This is a genomic window from Psychrobacter sp. AOP7-C1-14 (assembly GCF_052376135.1).
Classification (GTDB): Bacteria; Pseudomonadota; Gammaproteobacteria; order Pseudomonadales; family Moraxellaceae; genus Psychrobacter.
Map to the genome: position 1 here is coordinate 67,241 of NZ_JBQSVH010000011.1, position 20,320 is coordinate 87,560.

17 protein-coding genes are annotated in these 20,320 nt (G+C 42.1%); 11 read left to right on the top strand and 6 right to left on the bottom strand.

Annotated features, from left to right (window positions below):
- Positions 1 to 42: 42 nt before the first annotated feature.
- Positions 43 to 2,190: a circularly permuted type 2 ATP-grasp protein gene (locus ACT3QN_RS08830; protein ID WP_444522563.1), complete on the bottom strand. Its 2,148-nt coding sequence runs from the start codon at positions 2,188 to 2,190 to the stop codon at positions 43 to 45.
- 65 nt (positions 2,191 to 2,255) lie between these two features.
- The gene (locus tag ACT3QN_RS08835) at positions 2,256 to 2,450 is read right to left on the bottom strand and encodes a hypothetical protein (RefSeq protein WP_444522562.1); all 195 of its coding nucleotides are present in this window, start codon (positions 2,448 to 2,450) and stop codon (positions 2,256 to 2,258) included.
- 230 nt (positions 2,451 to 2,680) lie between these two features.
- On the opposite strand from ACT3QN_RS08835, the gene ACT3QN_RS08840 reads away from it, so the two are divergent.
- Positions 2,681 to 3,319: a GDSL-type esterase/lipase family protein gene (locus tag ACT3QN_RS08840; protein WP_444522561.1), complete on the top strand. Its 639-nt coding sequence runs from the start codon at positions 2,681 to 2,683 to the stop codon at positions 3,317 to 3,319.
- Positions 3,320 to 3,479: 160 nt separating this feature from the next.
- On the opposite strand, the gene ACT3QN_RS08845 is transcribed toward ACT3QN_RS08840, so the two are convergent.
- Both ACT3QN_RS08845 and ACT3QN_RS08850 read right to left on the bottom strand, forming a co-directional pair.
- Complete coding sequence (locus ACT3QN_RS08845; RefSeq protein ID WP_444522560.1) at positions 3,480 to 4,574, bottom strand: DUF2855 family protein; 1,095 nt, start codon at positions 4,572 to 4,574, stop codon at positions 3,480 to 3,482.
- A gap of 26 nt (positions 4,575 to 4,600) precedes the next feature.
- Positions 4,601 to 6,040: an NAD(P)-binding protein gene (locus ACT3QN_RS08850; protein WP_444522559.1), complete on the bottom strand. Its 1,440-nt coding sequence runs from the start codon at positions 6,038 to 6,040 to the stop codon at positions 4,601 to 4,603.
- Positions 6,041 to 6,158: 118 nt separating this feature from the next.
- Between ACT3QN_RS08850 and ACT3QN_RS08855 the strand changes: the two genes are divergently transcribed.
- The 3 genes from ACT3QN_RS08855 (at position 6,159) to rhuM (ending at position 8,630) form a co-directional block, all read left to right on the top strand.
- Positions 6,159 to 6,731, top strand: a complete 573-nt coding sequence (locus tag ACT3QN_RS08855; RefSeq protein ID WP_444522558.1) for a TetR/AcrR family transcriptional regulator — start codon at positions 6,159 to 6,161, stop codon at positions 6,729 to 6,731.
- A gap of 90 nt (positions 6,732 to 6,821) precedes the next feature.
- The gene (locus ACT3QN_RS08860; protein ID WP_444522557.1) at positions 6,822 to 7,565 is read left to right on the top strand and encodes a zinc-dependent peptidase; all 744 of its coding nucleotides are present in this window, start codon (positions 6,822 to 6,824) and stop codon (positions 7,563 to 7,565) included.
- A gap of 72 nt (positions 7,566 to 7,637) precedes the next feature.
- Positions 7,638 to 8,630 carry a RhuM family protein gene (rhuM, locus tag ACT3QN_RS08865; RefSeq protein WP_444522556.1) on the top strand — a complete coding sequence of 331 codons (993 nt, stop codon included), beginning with the start codon at positions 7,638 to 7,640 and terminating at the stop codon, positions 8,628 to 8,630.
- A gap of 182 nt (positions 8,631 to 8,812) precedes the next feature.
- On the opposite strand, the gene ACT3QN_RS08870 is transcribed toward rhuM, so the two are convergent.
- On the bottom strand, positions 8,813 to 9,484 hold the full coding sequence (locus ACT3QN_RS08870; RefSeq protein ID WP_444522555.1) for a hypothetical protein: 672 nt from the start codon (positions 9,482 to 9,484) through the stop codon (positions 8,813 to 8,815).
- Between the two features lie 203 nt (positions 9,485 to 9,687).
- Here ACT3QN_RS08870 and ACT3QN_RS08875 point away from each other — a divergent pair, with 203 nt between their 5' ends.
- Entirely contained in the window at positions 9,688 to 10,188 is a 501-nt protein-coding gene (locus ACT3QN_RS08875; RefSeq protein ID WP_444522554.1) for a hypothetical protein, read from the top strand.
- Between the two features lie 1,260 nt (positions 10,189 to 11,448).
- Positions 11,449 to 12,714 carry a tyrosine-type recombinase/integrase gene (locus tag ACT3QN_RS08880; RefSeq protein ID WP_444522553.1) on the top strand — a complete coding sequence of 422 codons (1,266 nt, stop codon included), beginning with the start codon at positions 11,449 to 11,451 and terminating at the stop codon, positions 12,712 to 12,714.
- Positions 12,715 to 12,755: 41 nt separating this feature from the next.
- Here the strand turns inward: ACT3QN_RS08880 and ACT3QN_RS08885 are convergent, their stop codons facing one another.
- Positions 12,756 to 13,553, bottom strand: a complete 798-nt coding sequence (locus ACT3QN_RS08885; protein WP_444522552.1) for a helix-turn-helix domain-containing protein — start codon at positions 13,551 to 13,553, stop codon at positions 12,756 to 12,758.
- Between the two features lie 234 nt (positions 13,554 to 13,787).
- Between ACT3QN_RS08885 and ACT3QN_RS08890 the strand changes: the two genes are divergently transcribed.
- The 5 genes from ACT3QN_RS08890 to ACT3QN_RS08910 all read left to right on the top strand — a co-directional run bounded on the left by ACT3QN_RS08890 (position 13,788) and on the right by ACT3QN_RS08910 (position 20,138).
- Positions 13,788 to 14,777: a proline racemase family protein gene (locus tag ACT3QN_RS08890; RefSeq protein WP_444522551.1), complete on the top strand. Its 990-nt coding sequence runs from the start codon at positions 13,788 to 13,790 to the stop codon at positions 14,775 to 14,777.
- A gap of 69 nt (positions 14,778 to 14,846) precedes the next feature.
- Positions 14,847 to 16,109 (top strand): NAD(P)/FAD-dependent oxidoreductase, encoded by a 1,263-nt coding sequence (locus ACT3QN_RS08895; protein ID WP_444522550.1) that lies wholly within the window; start codon positions 14,847 to 14,849, stop codon positions 16,107 to 16,109.
- 100 nt (positions 16,110 to 16,209) lie between these two features.
- Positions 16,210 to 17,073, top strand: coding sequence for a 4-hydroxy-tetrahydrodipicolinate synthase (dapA, locus tag ACT3QN_RS08900; RefSeq protein WP_444522549.1), 864 nt, complete (start codon positions 16,210 to 16,212; stop codon positions 17,071 to 17,073).
- Between the two features lie 52 nt (positions 17,074 to 17,125).
- Positions 17,126 to 18,613, top strand: coding sequence for an aldehyde dehydrogenase (locus ACT3QN_RS08905; RefSeq protein ID WP_444522548.1), 1,488 nt, complete (start codon positions 17,126 to 17,128; stop codon positions 18,611 to 18,613).
- Positions 18,614 to 18,680: 67 nt separating this feature from the next.
- Entirely contained in the window at positions 18,681 to 20,138 is a 1,458-nt protein-coding gene (locus ACT3QN_RS08910; protein WP_444522547.1) for an alanine/glycine:cation symporter family protein, read from the top strand.
- The last annotated feature ends 182 nt before the right edge of the window (positions 20,139 to 20,320 follow it).

Genomic DNA, 20,320 nt, shown 5'->3' on the forward strand with positions numbered 1-20,320 from the left:
CTTGAATCGACTGTATCATTATTACCTATAATCATCTTTCGACTAGACACCTTGACGCAAAATGATATTAAACTCTTTACTAATCAGCTCAAAATCACTAAATTTCTTCGATCTAATCATCTGGTTAGCCAGACGTGTCAGCTCACGCCATCGCGTATTCTCTGGTAATTCATTGATCCAGTACTTAAATTCAAGACTGACTTCTATTGAGTCCTCTTCCAATAGCACAGCCCGCTCAAGCTGCTCAAAATGACGGCCTAATTGCCAAAAGCAAGTCACTGTCGGATGCTCTTGTTTCATAGCGGCGTTACACGCATGTAGCTGCAAGGTCGCTGCCCGATAGGTGCCAGCGCTTGAAAGCCGCTTAATCAAGTTATATAACTCAGCGGTATCTTTGCCAATGACGCCTTTGGCCTCTTGCACATTGTCATCTATAGATTGAACGATGTTAGGTATGATATTTCGCTCCAAATCAGACAGCATCTGTGCTTTCATAGTTTTAAAGGATTCATCCACATCCGCGTCAAACCCTAAATGACTGATTAAGTGCTTAAGCTGTGATTTTTTGAGATCGTCTTTGACCAGTTTTTTCATGACATCATCATAGTAATATAGACGTTCGCTATATCGGCCTAGCCATATTAAATAACTGGCAGTGGAAAGTAGTAAGATCATTGGTGCGTCATCTAGCATCTCATAGCCTGCTTCTAGAGGCTGTACACGATCATAATAGTTGGCGTGATCTGAGGTGTTAGTATCTGATGATAAAGGCAAGCATTTGCCAGCCTGACCGTTGCAGTTTGGTTTTTTAGTCGAAGACTGCATGTGACTGTCATCAACGACCCACGTATCCTTAATACCACCACCTTGAGACGAATTGACGACTAAGGATCCTTCAACCATGGCCACACGAGTCAAGCCACCTGGCACAATATCTACTGAACCATCACCGTGACTGAGAACAAAAGGACGCAAATCAATGTGGCGCGGTGCGATGCCATCGCTGACAGCGGTAGGGTTGGTAGATAACGAGATAGTCGGTTGGGCAATGAAACCAGCTGGATTTTCAAGTAGGCGCAGACGATACTCCTCAATCTCCTTTTTGGTGGATGTCGGACCGATAAGCATACCGTAGCCACCTGAGCCTTGGGTTTCTTTTACGACCAGCTTATCTAAATTATCAAGTACATATTTGAGCTCACCAGGCTTACGGCATTGATAGGTTTCTATATTGGGTAGAATAGGCTCTTCATCTAGATAGAATTTAATCATATCTGGTACAAAGGGATATAAACTCTTGTCATCAGCTACGCCTGTACCTGGCGCATTCACGATAACGACGTAACCAGCACGGTAAGCGCTCATCAGACCTGAGACACCCAATATCGATTCAGACTGAAAGGCTAGCGGATCGATATAGGGGTCATCAATGCGTCGGTAGATCACATCGACTTGTACTTTGCCACGAATACCTTGCATGTAGACTTTACTGTCCTCAACTACCAAATCATAACCATGTACTAGAGGTACATTCATCTCGTGTGCTAAAAATGCATGTTCATAGTAGGCGCTATTAAAGCGACCAGGCGTTAAGATAACGATTTGTGGATCATATTTGGACGTCGAGCTAGCAAGACAGGCTTTGAGACGATTGGGGTAATCACTGATTTCCATAATAGTAGTGTCAGAAAACATATCAGACAAGAGTGTCTCGGATATTTTACGGCTCTCAAGCATGTATGAGACACCTGACGGGGTGCGTAGATTATCCTCTAACACACAGAACTTGCCAGACTCATCACGGATCAAATCAATACCGCTTATGTGTGAGTAGATTGGTTTATCCAATTCGATACCCATCATCCAAGGCTCATAGCAGCCGCTGGCATAAACATAGCTGGCAGGCACGATGTCAGCCTTCATGATTGCTTGGTCATGGTAGATATCGTGCAAGAATGCATTGAGAGCGGTAATGCGCTGCTTGCAACCAGCTTCTATCTGTCGCCACTCACTGGCAGCGATAATGCGAGGAATAATATCAAACGGTATCATTCGCTCGATGTTTTTGGCATCGCTATAGACGGTAAAGGTGACGCCTTTACGATAAAAGATGTTTTCGGCTTGTTCGTTTAGATAGTTGAGGGCATCCATGTTGATATTATCAAGCCAGTTGCCAACGGTTTGTGCCACTGGGCGATACTGACCTTTGCTGATCTGTAGTTCATCAAAACTTTGTGGGTTCTTTTCTAGTTTTTCTAAAGTATCTTTGACCGTCGTTGTGGGTTCTTTTCTAGTTTTTCTAAAGTATCTTTGACCGTCGTTGAAACAGGACTTTCAGTAGTGGCATTGGGCGCTTTGATGGATTGACTCTGGATTTGGGCTGGATGGTCAGCGTTTTCTGTGTTTCGAACGTTATCGGTAGACTGGCTTTGAGATGCTGTTTTATTCATAAATACCTCACGTATCCTTGGTAAAGTTATACTTTATGATGAATACACTGTCTATGCTAAGCCGTGTAACAGTGGTATTGCGCTGAACAGGTAATCTATCCCCTTTATTCACTATACAACGTATACTTATTAATATACAACAAAAGTTAGATAATGAGTTTTAAGCAATACCAACTTATTAATACAAATAGATTTATCTCAATTAATCGGAGTATAGGAGTGGAATACATATGCATCTAGGTGGTAGGTTTTTAGCGCTGGCAAGCATAGGACTTGCCGCTACTGTTGGTATGACAGGCTGTGGTAGTGAGCCGACACAGACTGCCTTACCTGAAGGTAGTACGGTGGTCGCACTCGGTGACTCATTGACCTATGGTTATGGCGCAAATGATGAAACAGCGTATCCTACGGTGCTAGCAGAGCTAAGTAAATGGAACGTCATCAATGCAGGAGTTAATGGTGACACTTCTGCAGACGTGTTGTATAGAGTAAATAAGGTTGTTCAGCAGAACCCTGATCTGGTATTACTCGGTGTAGGTGGTAATGATGTACTACAACGCATTGCGCCTGATACTACTCGTGCCAATATCATCGCGACTATAGACACCTTACAATTCAAAAATATTGACGTTGTTTTAATCGCTGAGCCGCATCTCAGTACCAGCGCCTTGTTTGGCAAAGCCAGTGATAATCCACTATATAAAGACATTGCAGAATCTGAAGGCGTACCGCTGTATTCTGACGGCTGGTCAACGGTACTGTCAGATGATGCACTAAAATCTGATAAAATTTATGCCAATGCTGCAGGCTACAGACAGTTCGCTGAAGGGCTGCATAACTATCTAAAAGACGAAGGATGGGTGTATTAAACCGCAATTTAAACGACAGCTTCTAAGCTTAAGAGTTATGAGTAGGGCGTCTGTCTTCAGTCGATATATAATGCACAAAAAAGCAGAGATCTTATTGAATAAGCTCTCTGCTTTTTATGTTACTAACGCTTAATAAGTAACAGTTTATAGTTCAGTCATTTTATTCATTGTCATCCATAACTACTACCAAACCTTCATCAGCAGTTATTTTGCCTTCGCAGATGTCTTTATAAACCTCTAGCAAGCCATTGATCCCTTCAAGTTCTTGGATTTTCAACCACTCACTAGTTTTTGCGGTGCTATCCATAATGTAGCGCATAGAGCGTTTATTGAACGCTTCAGGACCCCATTCTTTCATACGTTGCTGTACATGACTGGGCGCAAAAAACTGCTGGCTACGTTCTTGGATGATACCTTCGGCATGACGTGGTTCGTCCCAGTGTGTAAGACCAACATTGCTGGTGTAGCGCATGTTTTCACCTAAGTGTCTATGTAGACGACTAAGCACATCAGTGTTGGCCGACATATCTATAATAACCGTCGGCTTGGTCGCATCAATCTGCTCAAGCGTGTCATAGCTAAGCACACTGTCATAGGCATTGATTGACTTAACAAAATCTATATTACGATTTGAGGTGAGACCGACAACGTGTGGTGCGTCTCTATCATCAGATAGGCCGTATGCTAAGCCAGTACTGGTCTTGCTCGATGCACTGATAATCACCGCTTGCTCTGCACCAAACCAGTTATTACTCTTTAATAAATCATGTAAGCAGAATGAGGTCAGGTGCAATACGAACAATAGCATGCGCTGATTATCATTGGCGCGGTCATAGCCTTGTTCATGATTAACGCGCTGATACATATTGTAGCCAGGTGGTAGCTCGGCACGATGGGCGCTACCATCGAGTAAGCTGGTTTGGGTGACTCGCTTGGGTGTTATAATTAATTCATTGGCGGGCGGGAAGTAACCGAATAAGCGCTCACCGATAGGTAGTGCATCGCTATTGGACTCAATAACATCGCCAAAGCCCCATACTGGAATAATGCCCCATTTTTCAGGCTCGTCGCCATTGGGCGGGAAAAACTGCCAATAGCGTAATTGGTCACCCATGACGGCATAAGTAATATTATTCGCAGTAAAAGCAAAGCGATCGACTTTGACACGTACTTCGCCATCACCGAGAGTGTGTAGCGGCGTCTCTTGTAGACGAGCCTGAGTAAGGTTTGCTTTGTGGGTTTGAAATTCTTGCATAGTAGCTTCCTTGGTAGTTGTTCTTTTTAGGTATTAGAGGTGCTGGCTTGACGTGCTACCGTTATTTGCATGACTTCACCCATGAGCTTGGGTATGTTTGCAGCGGCTTTTGGGCCTGCTTCTTTTAGACGCTTAAGGATAGCTAGCTCTTCAGGTGGCGTATCTTCGCTGGCACGTACCAATTTAGTGAAGCCATCTAAGCGATTGTTGATCATCCACTCACGTAGTAAAGGCTCTTTTGACCAACGCATTTGATTCTGCATTTGTTTAACAAGACCAACCAAAAAGTCCGTATCATGATTTGGGATTGGCACCACTTGGCATAACTCATTTTTGATGTTTTCATCGTCATAATTGGCTTCAATGTGGGCGATAAATGCGGCACTGAATACCGGCTGATAGGTACGTATGGTTTGCACCACCACGGTATCACCTTTGAACACATCGTACGTCTCTGTCACTGGTACCGCTCGTGCTGAGCAATCGATATGCATCGTGTTAGGAGTGCTAGCGATGCTGTCATCGCCAAAATAAATCCTGTCTGTATCTAAGCGAGTTATGCGACCTTTGCGCACAATGTTTTTAACCCTACGCAACTGCGTAAGCTCTTCACTGCTAATGGTAGCGCCATGGAACATTTGCGGGCGTACATTTGGATCAATACGCATTAATACGCCACCTTTTTCTAAACGATCAAAAAGGTCTTCGATGTTTTCAGCCTCAGCAATCGCTTCTGCCTGAGTAGCCTGCGCCCCTATAGTATGCACAAAAAAATCATGAGAAGGCTGGGTGTTCTTACGATCGATCAGCCAAGCGTCTCTTGGCATAATCCACGTAATATGATCTGGGTCAATTTGGTTCTCTAATAGCCATAACACTGCGTCAATACCTGTTTTACCACCGCCGATGATGACGTAACCATCACGAGGTTTGCTCATACTTGGTAAGTCATTTAATGGGCCAAACTTAACACCGTCTGCAATCTCAAAGTTTGGGGTATGCGTCGCTGGTACTGAGGTTTTGAAATAGGTGCCATCGATGATTTTTTTATTGACCTTAACCTTATAGCTGGTATCAGACAGCAACGATGAAAACTTACCGTCACCTTGATACTCACACATAGGGAAATACTTCACACGGCCACTTGGTAAAAACGTGTGCTTCATGACTTTATCAAAGTACGCCATAATTTCTGCACCTGACGCCAACTCAGACAAACCTTTATTTAGACCAATCTTATCAATCGTACCGCCGCAAAGTTCACGTGAGCTCACGCCATAAAAAGACGATGGTTGATGTAAGGTGACAAATGAATAAGCGTCGTTCCAATGACCACCTGGCTTATGATGCTTATCGACGATGATAATGTTGGCATCTGTCTCTGTGAGCAGCACATCGGCAAAAGCCATACCTACTGCGCCACTACCAATAATTAAATAATCCGTTTCTAGCTGTTGAATACTCATAGCGTCCTTACTCTTAAGTTAGATTTTACCAATACAATCAATCCATAATCGTTTGTTTATAACAGTGTTATATACTAGAATAACACTGTTATAATTGTCAAGACATAGTGAGAACCTAATGGATGTTAGAACCAAAATACTAAACGCAGCATCTGATCTTTTCTTAGAAGGGGGCGGCGATGCCTTAAGTGTACGCGCTATATCCAAGCGGGCAGGACTGTCCACCATCGGTATATACAGTCATTTTCAAGGTAAACAAGGCATACTAGATGCGCTGTACATAGAAGGGTTTAATCTCGTTCGTGAAGCCATGGATGTTATTCCGGAGGGTAAGGCAAGTAAAGAGCAAGTGCTAGAAGCGTGTCTAGGATATCTCAATGTAGGCGAGAAATACGAAGCGCATTATCGGCTGATTTTTGGGGAATCTGATGCAGGATATCAGCCCTCTGAAGAAGCTATCGCTGCAAGAGATAGCGCGTTTTCAAAGTTAGTTCGAGTGGCGGGTTCTTATTTACCAGAAGGTGCTAGCATGACGGAACGTCGGCAAATAGCATTAGATATCTGGGCAATCGTACACGGGTACGTCAGTATCAGTCACCATGTGGTGTTCGCTGATGAGTTGGACCTAGATTGGAAGGCCATGGCACTTCGTGTGGTTGAAGTGCAGTTGGATGCTATCAAGCCTGTTTAATAACGATATTGGTGTATTGCTGGCAAGCAGGTACATGCTAGGCTGAGTTATTTCAGTGTTGTGAGATATAAGACTCGAGGAGATAAAAATATGTTTGGCATCATAAAAGACTGGCAGGAGCAGCGTATACTGGACAATAGTGAATTTACTCAGGCTGATTGGCAACAGGCAGCCAAACGTATCGTCATATTGGATCGATTAAGTACCGACGAGATGTCACACCTGTTTGAGCTAGCAACGTTATTTTTGGCTGATAAATCCATCACTGGCGCACAAGGTTTTGAGATTACCGATGCTGTCAGACAATCGATTGCACTGCAAGCATGTTTGCCGATCCTGAACTTAGGCCTTGAGTGGTATGCTGGCTGGTCGTCAATTATTATTTACCCTGGCTCATACAGAAGTGACAGCACCACGGTAGATGAGTTTGGTATCGTCCACGAAGGCAGTCAACACCGTAGTGGGGAAGCATGGCTGCGAGGGCCTGTTATTCTTTCATGGAAAGATGCCAAGCACTCAGGTGAGCGTGATGGGCACAATGTCGTCATTCATGAGTTTGTCCATAAGCTTGATATGATGAATGGTCGTGCCAACGGCTTTCCGCCGATGCAACCTAATATGAATCCTGAGAACTGGACACAGATCATGAGTCGCGATTTTGAAGACTTTCAAACACATCGAAAATCGGGTTTAGACCGCTATGGCGCAACCAATCCTGCGGAGTTTTTTGCTGTTCTCAGCGAGGTGTTCTTTGAAACGCCACAAAAACTGGTAGATGCTTATCCAGATATTTATGACATTATGGTAAAGTTCTTTCGTCAGACACCTTTATGAGTGATACTTATAGAGATGATGACAGTAAGCTGTATTTAAGACAGCATAAGCATATTGGATTAGGAAGCTGCGGTGATTAACGCGATAAATGACGACATGGCAACAGTAGAGATCTATGAAAGTGCTGATGGAAAGGCGCAAGTAGATGTGCGCTTTGAGCAAGAGACAGTTTGGCTGTCACAAGCACAAATGACTGAGTTGTTTGGTCGTGATCAATCAGTGATTTCTCGCCATATTAATAACGCCATAAACGATGAAGAAGTCGTTGAAAAAAGCAATATGCAAAAAATGCATATTGCAAATTCAGATCGTCCAGTAACCTTTTATGATCTAGATGTGGTTATATCAGTAGGCTATCGCATCAAATCTCCTCAAGGCGTGCAATTTAGACGTTGGGCAACGCAGCGTCTGCGTGAGTACTTGGTACAAGGTTATACACTCAATCAACAGCGCTTCGATAAAAACTCAAGCGAGCTACAACAAGCGTTAAATTTAATCAAAAAAACCGCGCAAAGCCCCGAGCTCAAAACCGATGAAGGACGTGGATTAGTTGAGATTATCAGCCGTTATACGCAGACGTTCTTATGGTTGCAGCGCTATGATGAAGGCTTACTTGACAGTCCTGCAGGACAAGATGGTGGCATACTACCCAGTACGACTGAGGCGATGTCAGCGCTGACGAATTTGAAAGCGCAGCTGATAGATAGGGGTGAGGCGACTGAATTATTCGCTAAGCCTCGTGGTGATGGCTTGGACAGTGTATTGGGCAACTTAGAGCAAACGGTCTTTGGCGAGCCTGCGTATCCGACTATCGAGAGTAAAGCGGCGCATCTACTGTATTTTATGGTAAAAAACCATCCCTTTACCGATGGCAACAAACGCAGCGGTGCTTTTTTGTTCGTAGATTTTTTACACCGTAACCATCGACTGCTAAATGACAAAGGTGACATGGTTATCAATAATACCGGGCTTGCAGCATTAACCTTACTGGTCGCGGAATCTGACCCCAATCAAAAAGAAACCTTGATTAAGCTAATTATGAATATGCTGTCGTTAGAGGGCTAATACACAATATTTTTATTAAAAACCATATCAACAGCCGTATCAATAACCATTCAAGCGGATATATAACCTTAGTTGCAAAATACATAATTATATTTGAATATATACTGTATTTACAATCAGATAGAGCAGACTGCCCGTTAAAAATCAGCTTATAAATTTGTTAGTTAATCGTTTTATATACTCTAAATCGTCCATTGATCGTTAATGATTGCTACGAGATAATGTTTACCTTGATATTCATCAAATACTAAACGTATCGCACGCCAATCCATTCCATCATATTCTTCGCTACCGTTACTATAAAACTCAACAAAATCAGAATTTTTATATATTTTATTTAAGTTATTGATACTATTGCCTATAGATTGGCTGCTATTAAAGCTTATCGTAGAATTATCATTAAATACGCTCGCATTGACCCAAGTATCCAAATAAGTAGGTAATGGCATGACTAATGGATCACCTGTGCCGTCTTTTTCGCCCCAAGTAAATTGAATATTTGACTGCTGCAAGTATTGTGTAAATTGATCTCGACTAAAAACTTTATCTGTCTCAGGCCGTACATAAGCATACATCGAAAAACGAACGCCGCGTGTAGGATGAATGTCGTTAGCAATACTGGCATAGTCGCCATTGGCCAGTGCTTGCTGAATGTGTAACGCTTGCTGTCTAAGGATTTGCTGACTGATATCAGTATTACTAGATGTTGATGAACTGCTGGTTGGTTGAGATACAATAGCTTCACTGGATTCAGGGGTAGACTGACAACCCGTAGCAGCCAGAGCGAATAAAACAAGGCTGCTAGAAGCTAATGTCGTAGATTTTTTCTTCAAAAAAACAGGCAATGTCATCATAAAATGATCCTTAGCACGGTTATTAGCAAAAAATATGTCACTATAAATGGTTACGCGCAGATATAAGAAAATACCATAAAATCGCTATGTAATTGATATTTGGGCAAGTTAGCCTGAATGATACGATAATATAGCAAAGTCCTAATATAGGTATGATGTAATAGACCATAACACTTATAGGATAAAAGCTCGCAGAGAATAAGATGCCAACATATAAATCGCTGATATTACTATTGACCATAAAGCTGATGACTATCGATAACGCTATAGCGGATGTATCAAAAGCAGATCAGAAACAAAGTAAGATGACTGATATAAAGATTGCGACCATCATAAAAATGTACCAACAAGATATTGATGATCAAGGTATGAGTAACCCTATAGTACTGCAACAATATGCAGATGCTGACTTACAAGCGACCATGCAACTTGAGCAAGCGTATTTTGATAAAACTCAGACGTCCTGCAATATAGATTACGATGTACTTTGGAACTCGCAAGATCCTGATTATACACAAGATAAAAATTTTTCAATAACTGAGAAAGGTTTGGTTCGGGTTAACTTGGCGCAAGGTGGCGATATTTATTATGAGTTGTCATGTGATGATCGTGACGAAAATAATATTGATTGCCAAGTATCAGATGTAATTTTAGATCAGAACGGCAAAACTTTGCGTGAGCATTTACTTAATAATTGTCGCTAGTAGAAACCTATAACTAAGATTAAATCTAAGTTAAGTTATAAAATAACATACTGTAAATGGCTTTATGCGCAACTATCAAAACCGTTGGTTTGTTTTCGCATAATGTATATTATGTTAAACTAAGGGTACCATACAATAAGTTCATGGGATTATAATTATATGATAAATCCCTATAAAGATTGGTTGATGATTGATTAAATAAAGATTGGTTGATGATTGATTAATTCTCATACGTATTACCTATTCATAAAGTCATCTTCATCACCACTAATACAGTTACTAGCTGAGCTGTCTTAAGGAGTTAATGTACAGAGCTATCATTAATCCTATTGTATTTGTAATCGAGCTTAACGTATTAAACCATGTCGCTAGTTAACCTGTTTGATAAACTTGTTCTACTCATCATTGCTAAGTTTACTACCTTCATACTGCACAATAAGCCCTCTGAATAATCTGTCACTCCTAATCATCACCTAATAAACAAATCACTCATCAATCGATTGTTGGTAGCTTAGCCGACTTCCTGATTAATGCGAATGTGCTTGAACTACGTTAGGTACAGAAGTATTAGCCACCAAGTGACAATCAGCTCAAAGTAAAAGCAATAACCCTTCTGAATGCCTATTACTCTATATCATTGATAAGAACGTATACAAGCTCTGATAATACTCCTACTTGGCATCTCAGTAAGTCCAAGTCTATATACACCTTATAGCTGCTATTATCATAGCTAACTACGTTTCCATTTAGAGTCACCAAAACAGCCTTCCTGATTAGTGAAACATTCATTGGTCTTTTCTAACATCTCTCGTTCTTACTGAGATATCTTAATCTAAAGCATTGAGTTGATACCTTCCAAATTTGCACAGAACAGTACTATCACCCTGATTAAGGTATTCTGTGCGAGTACAGGAGCACGGTTTTTCGTGCAAATATGTCGAAGGACTCTATTGCCAATAGCAAACAGCACTCTTACTTTTAATCTATATGAAGTTTATTCCTTCAAACGCCATATATATCAACAAAAAAAATAGCTTACTCCCTCTTTCTCCACTATACTATAATTATCCCCAAGTGAACCTTGGGGATAATTAAGTATTAAAACCATTGTTCCATAAGGTTTTAATGAAAGTATTAATCTAATACCAGTGTCCATGACAGTGTCCAATACTTCTATATTTCTCTACAGAAGAGTCTTTTTATAACTCATCAATCATAAACCTATTATTTACCTTACTTATCGTATTACGGATATACATTATGGCTATCGATACTGCAAACGATATCAACAAGCTCGAATGCCGCGACAAAGATTATTCGGTCAGTGTCTCAGGTGTGGCTGGCTTAAGTCTTCGTATTTATCCAAATGGTAAAAAGGAATATTACTTGCGATATTCCCATCCGCATATCGAGGGCAAACGCCCTAGGATGATGTTGGGTAAGATTGAGGATGTTAGTCTACATGAGGTTAAGTATAAAGCAGACACTATCCTTGATATGGTTGCAAAAGGCTCTGACCCAAAAGCTATCCAGCAAAAAGAGCAAACCAATAAATATACCCATCTAAAAAATGCTCCATTTTCTGAAATTTCCCAAGCATGGCGAGAACACAAAACAGCAGGTCGCAATCAAAATAAATCTAAAAAACCGTCATACAGTGAGTCAACTCTCAATTTCTGGGACTTATGTCTAGGATATATGTGCCAAGAAATTGGTGATTTAAGAATGGACGATATCACCAGCGAGATGATACTAAGTGTGTGTGAGTCGATTCAGAATAATGACAATCAAGCCACCTTCGTTGGTGCGAGCACTCGTTTATATACTGAAAAAGTGTTTTCATTCGCTGTTGCTCGAGGGTTATGCGATAGAAATGTGGCAATTGATACCCGTGGTGAGCTTGCACCTGCGAATTCAGGCAATCACTTGCCAGCCATTACCAAACCAGATCAATTTGCGACACTTCTAAAAGATATGTCTGATTTTAGAGGTGCAAGTAAGATCACATTAGAGGCAATGAACTTATTACCTTATGTGTTTGTACGTAGTATCGATCTGCGCTCGATGCGTTGGGATGATATCGATTGGGATAACAATGTATGGGCGTTCTCCCCGACCAAGGGCGAAGGTCGCGATGACATGGTCTCACACTTAGTTGTTCCTCTAGCCACGCAAGTGATCGAACGTCTACGAGATATTCAATCAATCACAGGGCATAAGGAATATGTATTTGCCTCGATGCGTGGCTCAAGCAATGCTTATATTAGTAAAGCGACGTTGGTGCAGATATTTCACCGGCTTGGATACAAAGACGTGCAATGTGCGCATGGATTTCGAGCATCGGCGAAAACTTTGCTCATGGAACAGCCTGAACTACGCTATTCTGACATCGTCACAGAGTTACAGCTGGGTCATCGTATCAAAGACACACATGGCGGGGCTTACAACAGACTTGATGAAATCGATACTAGGGTACAGATGATGCAAGATTGGGCAGATTATATAGATGAGCTTCGGAGTCGTTAGAGAGTTATTTTAGAGTCAAAAACCATATTTTTTGCTTTTATTTATGCTTCCTTAAAATGTACTTTACGGAAGCTCATAGGAGACATGCCAGTAAACTGCTTAAACTGTCGACTAAAGGCACTATGATCACCGTATCCACAGTTTAAGGAGACTTGAGTTACTGTTAGATTATAATTCGCTAATAGTCGAATGGCATGCTCTAGACGCATTTTTTGTACAAATTGAATGGGTGACATATTCAGTACTGCTTTGAAGGTACGCTCCAATTGCGATTGGCTAAGGTTTGCCAATTTCGCTAATTGACCAATATTAATTTTTTGATCAAGATTGTCTCGTACGTATTGATCTACGCTTGCCAACCGAGCGTGCTTGCGTAATATCCGCTCGTTATCTTCATCAATATCTACTGATATACCTACCATCGCTACAATATTGTTTTCTACATCATAGACGGGGACTTTTTGCGTGATACACCATCCTAACTGTCCTGATGCATAACTATGAAGCTCTAGTTTATCAACAATCTCCCTACCTTCCCTCAATACTCTCAGATCCTGATTGAGATAATCCTTGCCTTGAGATTTTAAAAATACTTGCTCTGTAGTCAGTCCTATTAGCGATTTTTTGTTTTTAAGCCTGCTACGTCTAACGAGCGTTTTACTGACTAATCGATAGCATGCTTGGCTATCTTTAACAAAAAACACCACATTTTTCATAGTATCAAACAGAGGTATCAATAACGATATATTACCAACAAACTCATCAAAATTGGCTGGTTGATAAGTCTGTAGGTGTTTTGATAGTTGTTTGGTAGGTGCTTCTAATACTAACGGCCGCATCGGTATATTCCCATATAGCATCTCAAGCTTATCGTTGAGCTTTTCAATTATTTTAGGGTACTACACAATATTTATACTCCTAAATATCTATATAACCTGTGCAGAAATGCGCATTTATTCATATAAAAACATCAAGACTGCATTTCTGAAAAACGTCATTCTATATTTACGCCTTGTTCATTTATGAATAACGCTAACATCATATTAACTCACGGATGAATCAGGTAGGCAGTCATGTTTGATACGCTTTTCACTCTTAAGATTATTGATTCGCATACTGGCGGTGAACCTACTCGTATGGTGTATGAAGGATTTCCTGAGCTTCGAGGGCAATCTATTCAAGAAAAACTTCAAGACTTCAAACAGAATTTCGATCATCTGCGTCAAAGTATTATTCTAGAACCTCGTGGTAATGATGTGCTTGTCGGAGCGCTTTTGTGTCCGCCTTCTAATCCTCGTGCCACGGCTGGTGTGATCTTCTTTAATAATCATGGCTATTTAGGTATGTGTGGCCATGGCACGATCGGCGTTATTGCATCTCTAGCTTATCAACAAAAAATATCCGCTGGTGATCACTATCTAGAAACAAGCGTAGGCCTAGTTAAAGCAACCTTGCATGATGATGGTAGTTGTAGCGTCCAGAACATCCCCTCTTATCGCTACCAAAAACAAGTAGAAGTTCAAGTACCCAATATCGGTCCTATCTATGGAGATATCGCTTGGGGTGGTAATTGGTTTTTCTTAGTCAACGATCATAAGCAGGCTATTGAAGCCAATAATGTTAAGGCACTTACTCAATTTAGCATACAGATTAAAAAAGCACTTCATAAGTCTGGAATCACGGGTGCTGACAATGGCGAAATTGATCATATAGAATTGTTTGGCAAGAGTGATCTTGCCGGCACTAACAGCAAAAACTTCGTATTATGCCCCGGATCTGCCTACGATCGCTCTCCTTGTGGTACTGGCACCAGTGCCAAATTGGCTTGCTTAGCCGCAGACAATGCACTCGCGCCTGGTGAGACTTGGTATCAGCAAAGCATCATTGGCAGTGTCTTTAGTGCTATCTATCAGCCTATTGATGTACTTAGTAATCATAGCTCTCTTCATAACTACCCAATCAATACTATTATCCCCACGATCCGAGGGTACGCCTACGTATGTGCAGAGACCTCTCTCATCGTTCAAGACAGCGATCCGTTCAAATGGGGTATTTCTTTATAAATACCAGTTTGTACGGCTTCTAGGAAGTAACCAATCACTGCTCAGCAAGGTCAAAAAAGCGAGACTCTCATGAACACACAAGTGTTTGATATACATATCATCGGTGGTGGCATTATCGGACTATGTGCTGCGGTTACCCTACAGTCTCGTGGGGTAAAAGTTGCAATTTTGGAAGCCGATAAAATTGCCCGCGGTGCAACTTATGGCAACGCAGGCCACATTGCCACTGAACAGGTTTTCCCTATTGCTGATGCCAGTATCTTACGACATGTTCCTGCCATGCTACTCAACCCTGAAGGGCCTCTGCGGATAGATTGGCGCTACCTTCCACGCTTAGCACCATGGGCGTTTCAGCTATTGCTTAATATGCGTACCGAACCGTTTGCACGCAGTCACCAAGCGCTTTTGGCATTAAATGCACAGAGCCTTCAAGCTTGGCAAGATTTTGCCAAAGAGTGGCAGTTACATGCTTGGGTACAAATACAAGGATCTGTCTTAACCGCAGAGACACCTAACAGTCTAAAAATGCTGACTGAACACGGTCAACGCTTAAATAGTTTAGGTGTCTCTAACAGCCTATTCTCACAATCAGCACTGACAGATCTTGAGCCTGCTTTAAGAGACAATCAACTAGGCGCTTTATTTTTTCCAGAGACAGGTCATTTTACCAATATAGAAGCTATTACCCATAAATTGAGCACTATTTTTAGAGCTCTTGGTGGTCAAATTTATGAAAATTGCCGTGTTCTGAGCGCGGAAGTAATAACTGATGGTATTCGTTTGACGACGACACAAAAGCAGCTTCATGCCAGCAAAGTTATGATCGCGGCAGGGGCGCATTCTAAAGTCTTAGCCAAACAGCTCACAGGTGTCTCAGTACCAATGGATACAGAGCGAGGCTATCACCTGATGCTTCCTAACGAAAGTCAGCGTCTCAATATCCCTGTTTCTAGCATGGATCGCCGCTTTATTATGACACCAATGGAAAAAGGGTTGCGCTTGGCTGGCACTGTTGAGTATGCAGGACTTGAGGCGCCAGCAAACATGAACCGTGCGAATATGCTGTTGAAACAAGCTCAAGCAATGCTAAAGACCCCACTAGATAGTAATAGTAATACGCAATGGATGGGGTTTAGACCTTCTACAGCAGACTCACTACCCATCATAGATAGACGTAATTCAGTCTTTTTAAACTTTGGTCATCAGCATCTAGGTCTGACCCAAGCTGTGGTAAGCGCACAGATAATTGCGGCTTTATATTTTGGCGATACTGCCATGGTAGATCCTACTGCCTATCGTCTAAACCGCTTCAAACGTAAATCTTTTAAATAATACTCGAACATCTTATCTCTATGACAACTTATAGAGCCAACAACGTCGCTAACAGCTCATGGCTTACTAACGGCTTTTACTTCCAAATAAGGATATTTATATGAACATTCATGGCGTTTTAGTCCCTATCGTTACTCCTTTCGATATTAATGGAGATATCGATACTCAAAAGTTAACCGAGCTGGTCAATGTATTCATAGAAAAAGGCGTTACCGGAATCGTAGCTTGCGGTACAACGGGTGAATACTACACGTTCTCGCCTGCAGAGCGTGAGCTGGTTTTGACCACTATCGCTGACGCTGCCAAAGACAAAGTCACTCTGATTGCAGGTATTAACAGTTTATCGACCAATCATTCTATCGAACTTGCTCACCAAGCCAAAAACTTGGGCTACGACGGCTTAATGTTATCAGCCAATCCGTATAGCCTACCAGACCAAGACGGTATTATTGCGCATTTTGAAACTGTCGCTGATGCCACTGACCTAACTATCATTATGTACAACTTTCCAGCACGCGTCGGTGTAAGCATTGAATTTGAAACCGTTGCGCATTTATCTGAGCATCCCAATATTGTAGGTGTCAAAGAAAGCAGTGGCGATTTTAGCCATGCATTACGTATGCTACAGGCTGATTTTGAAAACTTTGAAGTGGTTTGTGGTTGTGACGACCAACCAGTAGATTTCTTCTTTTGGGGTGCTAAGAGCTGGATCGCTGGTGCGGCTAACGTATTTCCAGCAGAACAAGTCGCACTGTTTGAAGCCACACAAAAAGGTAATTGGAACCGTGCTAAAGAGCTGATGACAGCTATGTATCCGGCTATCCACTCTATGGAGTCTGGAAACTATAACCAAAAAGCCAAAGCAGGCTGCATCAACGGGAGCATCAACATTGGGTCAGTACGACTACCTTTGACTGATATGTCAAAGGAAGAGACTCAGTCATTTTTAGCACTTCTGTCTTGATACATCGCACCATTCTTATCGTTCCTACCATTGTATAGAAAAGGACAATCTAATGAGTATGACCACAGCGCAAGTCTTTGAACTCGCCAGCAACCAACAGCTTTGGGCAGGCCATTTAATAGATACCACAGCATCAGTATCTGAGACAACACTCCCCAACTACAGCCCTATTGATAATACCTGCATAGGTAGTATTGCTAGTGGAAGTCGGCAAGATGTTAATACGGCGGTCGCGGCAGCCCGAGATGCTTTTGAACATGGTGAGTGGCGACGGATGTCTCCTGCAGAGCGCAAAGCTATCATGCAGCGCTGGTGTCAGTTAATGCATGAGCATATAGATGAGTTAGCTGCCTTAGATTGCGTCGATGCAGGCAAGCCTATTACAGAATGCCTCAACACTGACCTGCCCGCTACGATTGAAACCTTTGAATGGTACGCCGAAACGGCTGATAAAGTTTTTGGCAAGGTCGCTCCGACTGGTGCTGATGCGCTAGGCCTTGTGGTACAAGAGCCCATTGGTGTAGTGGGTACAGTACTACCATGGAATTTCCCAGCACAAATGTATGCATGGAAAGTTGCACCCGCATTAATAACTGGCAACTCAGTCATTGTTAAACCTGCTGAATTGACCTCACTCTCAGCATATCGATTAACACAATTGGCGTACGAGGCTGGCGTGCCAAAAGCGGCATTGCAGTTAGTTTGCGGACTTGGTGAAGAAGTGGGTGCAGCACTCGGTCAACATATGGATGTTGATATGGTTTCTTTTACAGGATCAACCGAAGTCGGTCGACTGTTTCTACAGTACTCTGCACAAAGCAACCTTAAGGAAGTCGTCTTAGAGTGTGGTGGTAAAAGCCCTCAAATCGTCTTTGCGGATGCCATTATTAATCAACAAACCATCGAGCATATTTTATCCGCTGCCTTTTGGAATATGAGCGAAAACTGTAGCTGTGGTTCACGTTTACTTGTCCACTCTAGCCAAAAAGAAGCGTTGTTAACGCTATTAAAAGAAGGTCTTCAGTCTTGGAAGGTTGGTCATCCTTACGATCCCGAGGTCGCTATTGGGCCAATGATCGAAAAAGCGCATTTTGAGAAAGTAATATCGCATCTCAATACTGCCAAAGCTGAGGGTGCTCGTTTGATCGCAGGTGGACGTATCCACGATGAACTCGGTAGTGGCTGGTATATCGAGCCTACCGTCTTTGATAATGTCAGCCCAGACATGACGCTGTTTAAAGAAGAGGTTTTTGGTCCACTTTTAGCTCTCACAAGTTTTGAAACCGAAGATGAAGCTATTGAACTCGCCAATCAGAGTGACTATGGGCTCGCTGCCTCCTTCTATACACAGAACATCCATCGCGCCTTTCGTGTGGCATCCGCTATTAAAGCTGGTACCGTCTCAATTAATGGCTTCTCTGAGGGCGATATTACGACACCTTTCGGTGGTTATAAACAATCTGGCTTCGGTGGTCGTGACAATGGCTTAGAGGCCTTATCACAGTATACCCAAACCAAAACTGTCTGGTTGGTGAACTAAAAACTGATATTGTCCACTATCCACACCCAAGTCAGCATAACCGAAAACATTACAAGGACGTAGAGTTATGGAAAATATCATCAATACTATCGTCGGGTATATTTGGAGTGATGCCCTAGTTTATCTTGCGTTAGGTGTTGGCATCTACTTTACGATTATGACTCGTGCCGTACAAATCCGTTATTTCAAAGAAATGATCAAGCTGTTGTTCGATAAACAAAGCTCAACAGCAGGGATCAGCTCCTTCCAAGCTTTCTGTATGGCGCTATCAGGACGTATTGGTGTAGGTAATATTGCTGGGGTTGCAACAGCCATTGCAGCAGGTGGCCCTGGGGCGGTGTTTTGGATGATTTTCATGGGTGTGTTAGGCGGTGCTAGCGCTTTTATTGAGTCTACCTTAGCGCAGGTATACAAACATAAGGTCGGTGATCAATATCGTGGTGGCTCGCCGTTTTATATTGAAAGAGGATTAAAGCTAAAACCTTTTGCTATCATCGTCGCTATCGTGACCTGTCTATCTTACGGCGTATTAGTGCCTGGTGTACAGGCCAATACCATTGCGGACTCTTTTAATACCGCATTTAATATACCGCCCGTTGTAACAGGTGTTGTCCTTGTCGTACTCTTAGGCATCATTATATTTGGCGGTGTGAAGCGTATTGCTAATTTTGCAGGAAAAGTCGTCCCTGTCATGGCAATTGGTTATATCCTCATGATGGTAATTGTATTGGCATTTAACGCTCAAAATATCCCTGCAATGCTTGCACTTATCTTTAAAAGCGCTTTTGGCATGGATGCAGTGTTTGGCGGTATGGTTGGAACCGCAATCTCTTGGGGCGTACGCCGTGCTGTTTTCTCAAATGTTGCGGGTGCTGGCGAGGCGACCTTTAGCTCAGCGGCAGCCGAAGTATCACATCCTGCTAAACAAGGCTTAGTACAAAGTTTCTCTATCTACATCGATACGGTGCTTGTATGTACTGCAACGGCGCTGATGATCCTATCAACTGGCATGTATAACGTAGTGACCCCTGAAGGTGTAACCCTAATTGGTAATATGCCTGGTGTTGAAGCTGGCACGGCATTCACCCAAGCGGCTGTATCTACTGTCTTTAATCAGTATGGAAGTGGCTTTGTTGCGATTGCTATCTTCTTATTCGCCTTTACCTGCCTAGTTGCCTATTACTATATTGCCGAAACTACGTTGGTCTATTTGGATAATAAACTGCGCTACCCCATTCTCAAGCACGTACTCAAGCTGGTATTTTTAATCGTTTGTTTTACTGGTAGTGTCCAGTCGATCGGTATGATGTGGGCGTTAGGTGATATAGGGTTTGGCAGTATGTGCTATTTAAATTTTATCGCTATTTTACTTCTAAGTAAAGTTGCTCTAAAAGTTCTAAAAGACTACGACGAGCAGATGAAATTAGGCATCAATCCTGTCTTTGACCCTAGAAAGGCTGGAATAGATAATGCGGACTTTTGGATAGACTATAGCAATGAGCGTGGTCAGAGTAAATCACTCTAATAGTAGTGCATCAGAGGTCTGCCAGTATCTACTAGCAAAAAAATTGCTATCAACATCAAGCAGGCCTCACCTATTTATGTTAAATTGCAAAAAACTATAAGGATATTACGTATAAGATAGCCATAGTATTGTATTCATTCATTTGATAGGAAGGTTGAAGATGACACTAGATAACAACGTAC

Bases quoted from the DNA above. Each gene is read 5' to 3' on its own strand.
- dapA (WP_444522549.1), top strand. From the start codon at position 16,210: ATGAACATTCATGGCGTTTTAGTCCCTATCGTTACTCCTTTCGATATT.
- ACT3QN_RS08880 (WP_444522553.1), top strand. From the start codon at position 11,449: ATGGCTATCGATACTGCAAACGATATCAACAAGCTCGAATGCCGCGAC.
- ACT3QN_RS08885 (WP_444522552.1), bottom strand. From the start codon at position 13,553: ATGCGGCCGTTAGTATTAGAAGCACCTACCAAACAACTATCAAAACAC.
- ACT3QN_RS08870 (WP_444522555.1), bottom strand. From the start codon at position 9,484: ATGATGACATTGCCTGTTTTTTTGAAGAAAAAATCTACGACATTAGCT.
- ACT3QN_RS08860 (WP_444522557.1), top strand. From the start codon at position 6,822: ATGTTTGGCATCATAAAAGACTGGCAGGAGCAGCGTATACTGGACAAT.
- ACT3QN_RS08895 (WP_444522550.1), top strand. From the start codon at position 14,847: ATGAACACACAAGTGTTTGATATACATATCATCGGTGGTGGCATTATC.
- ACT3QN_RS08875 (WP_444522554.1), top strand. From the start codon at position 9,688: ATGCCAACATATAAATCGCTGATATTACTATTGACCATAAAGCTGATG.
- ACT3QN_RS08905 (WP_444522548.1), top strand. From the start codon at position 17,126: ATGAGTATGACCACAGCGCAAGTCTTTGAACTCGCCAGCAACCAACAG.
- ACT3QN_RS08850 (WP_444522559.1), bottom strand. From the start codon at position 6,040: ATGAGTATTCAACAGCTAGAAACGGATTATTTAATTATTGGTAGTGGC.
- ACT3QN_RS08855 (WP_444522558.1), top strand. From the start codon at position 6,159: ATGGATGTTAGAACCAAAATACTAAACGCAGCATCTGATCTTTTCTTA.
- ACT3QN_RS08845 (WP_444522560.1), bottom strand. From the start codon at position 4,574: ATGCAAGAATTTCAAACCCACAAAGCAAACCTTACTCAGGCTCGTCTA.
- ACT3QN_RS08835 (WP_444522562.1), bottom strand. From the start codon at position 2,450: ATGAATAAAACAGCATCTCAAAGCCAGTCTACCGATAACGTTCGAAAC.
- ACT3QN_RS08910 (WP_444522547.1), top strand. From the start codon at position 18,681: ATGGAAAATATCATCAATACTATCGTCGGGTATATTTGGAGTGATGCC.
- ACT3QN_RS08890 (WP_444522551.1), top strand. From the start codon at position 13,788: ATGTTTGATACGCTTTTCACTCTTAAGATTATTGATTCGCATACTGGC.
- ACT3QN_RS08840 (WP_444522561.1), top strand. From the start codon at position 2,681: ATGCATCTAGGTGGTAGGTTTTTAGCGCTGGCAAGCATAGGACTTGCC.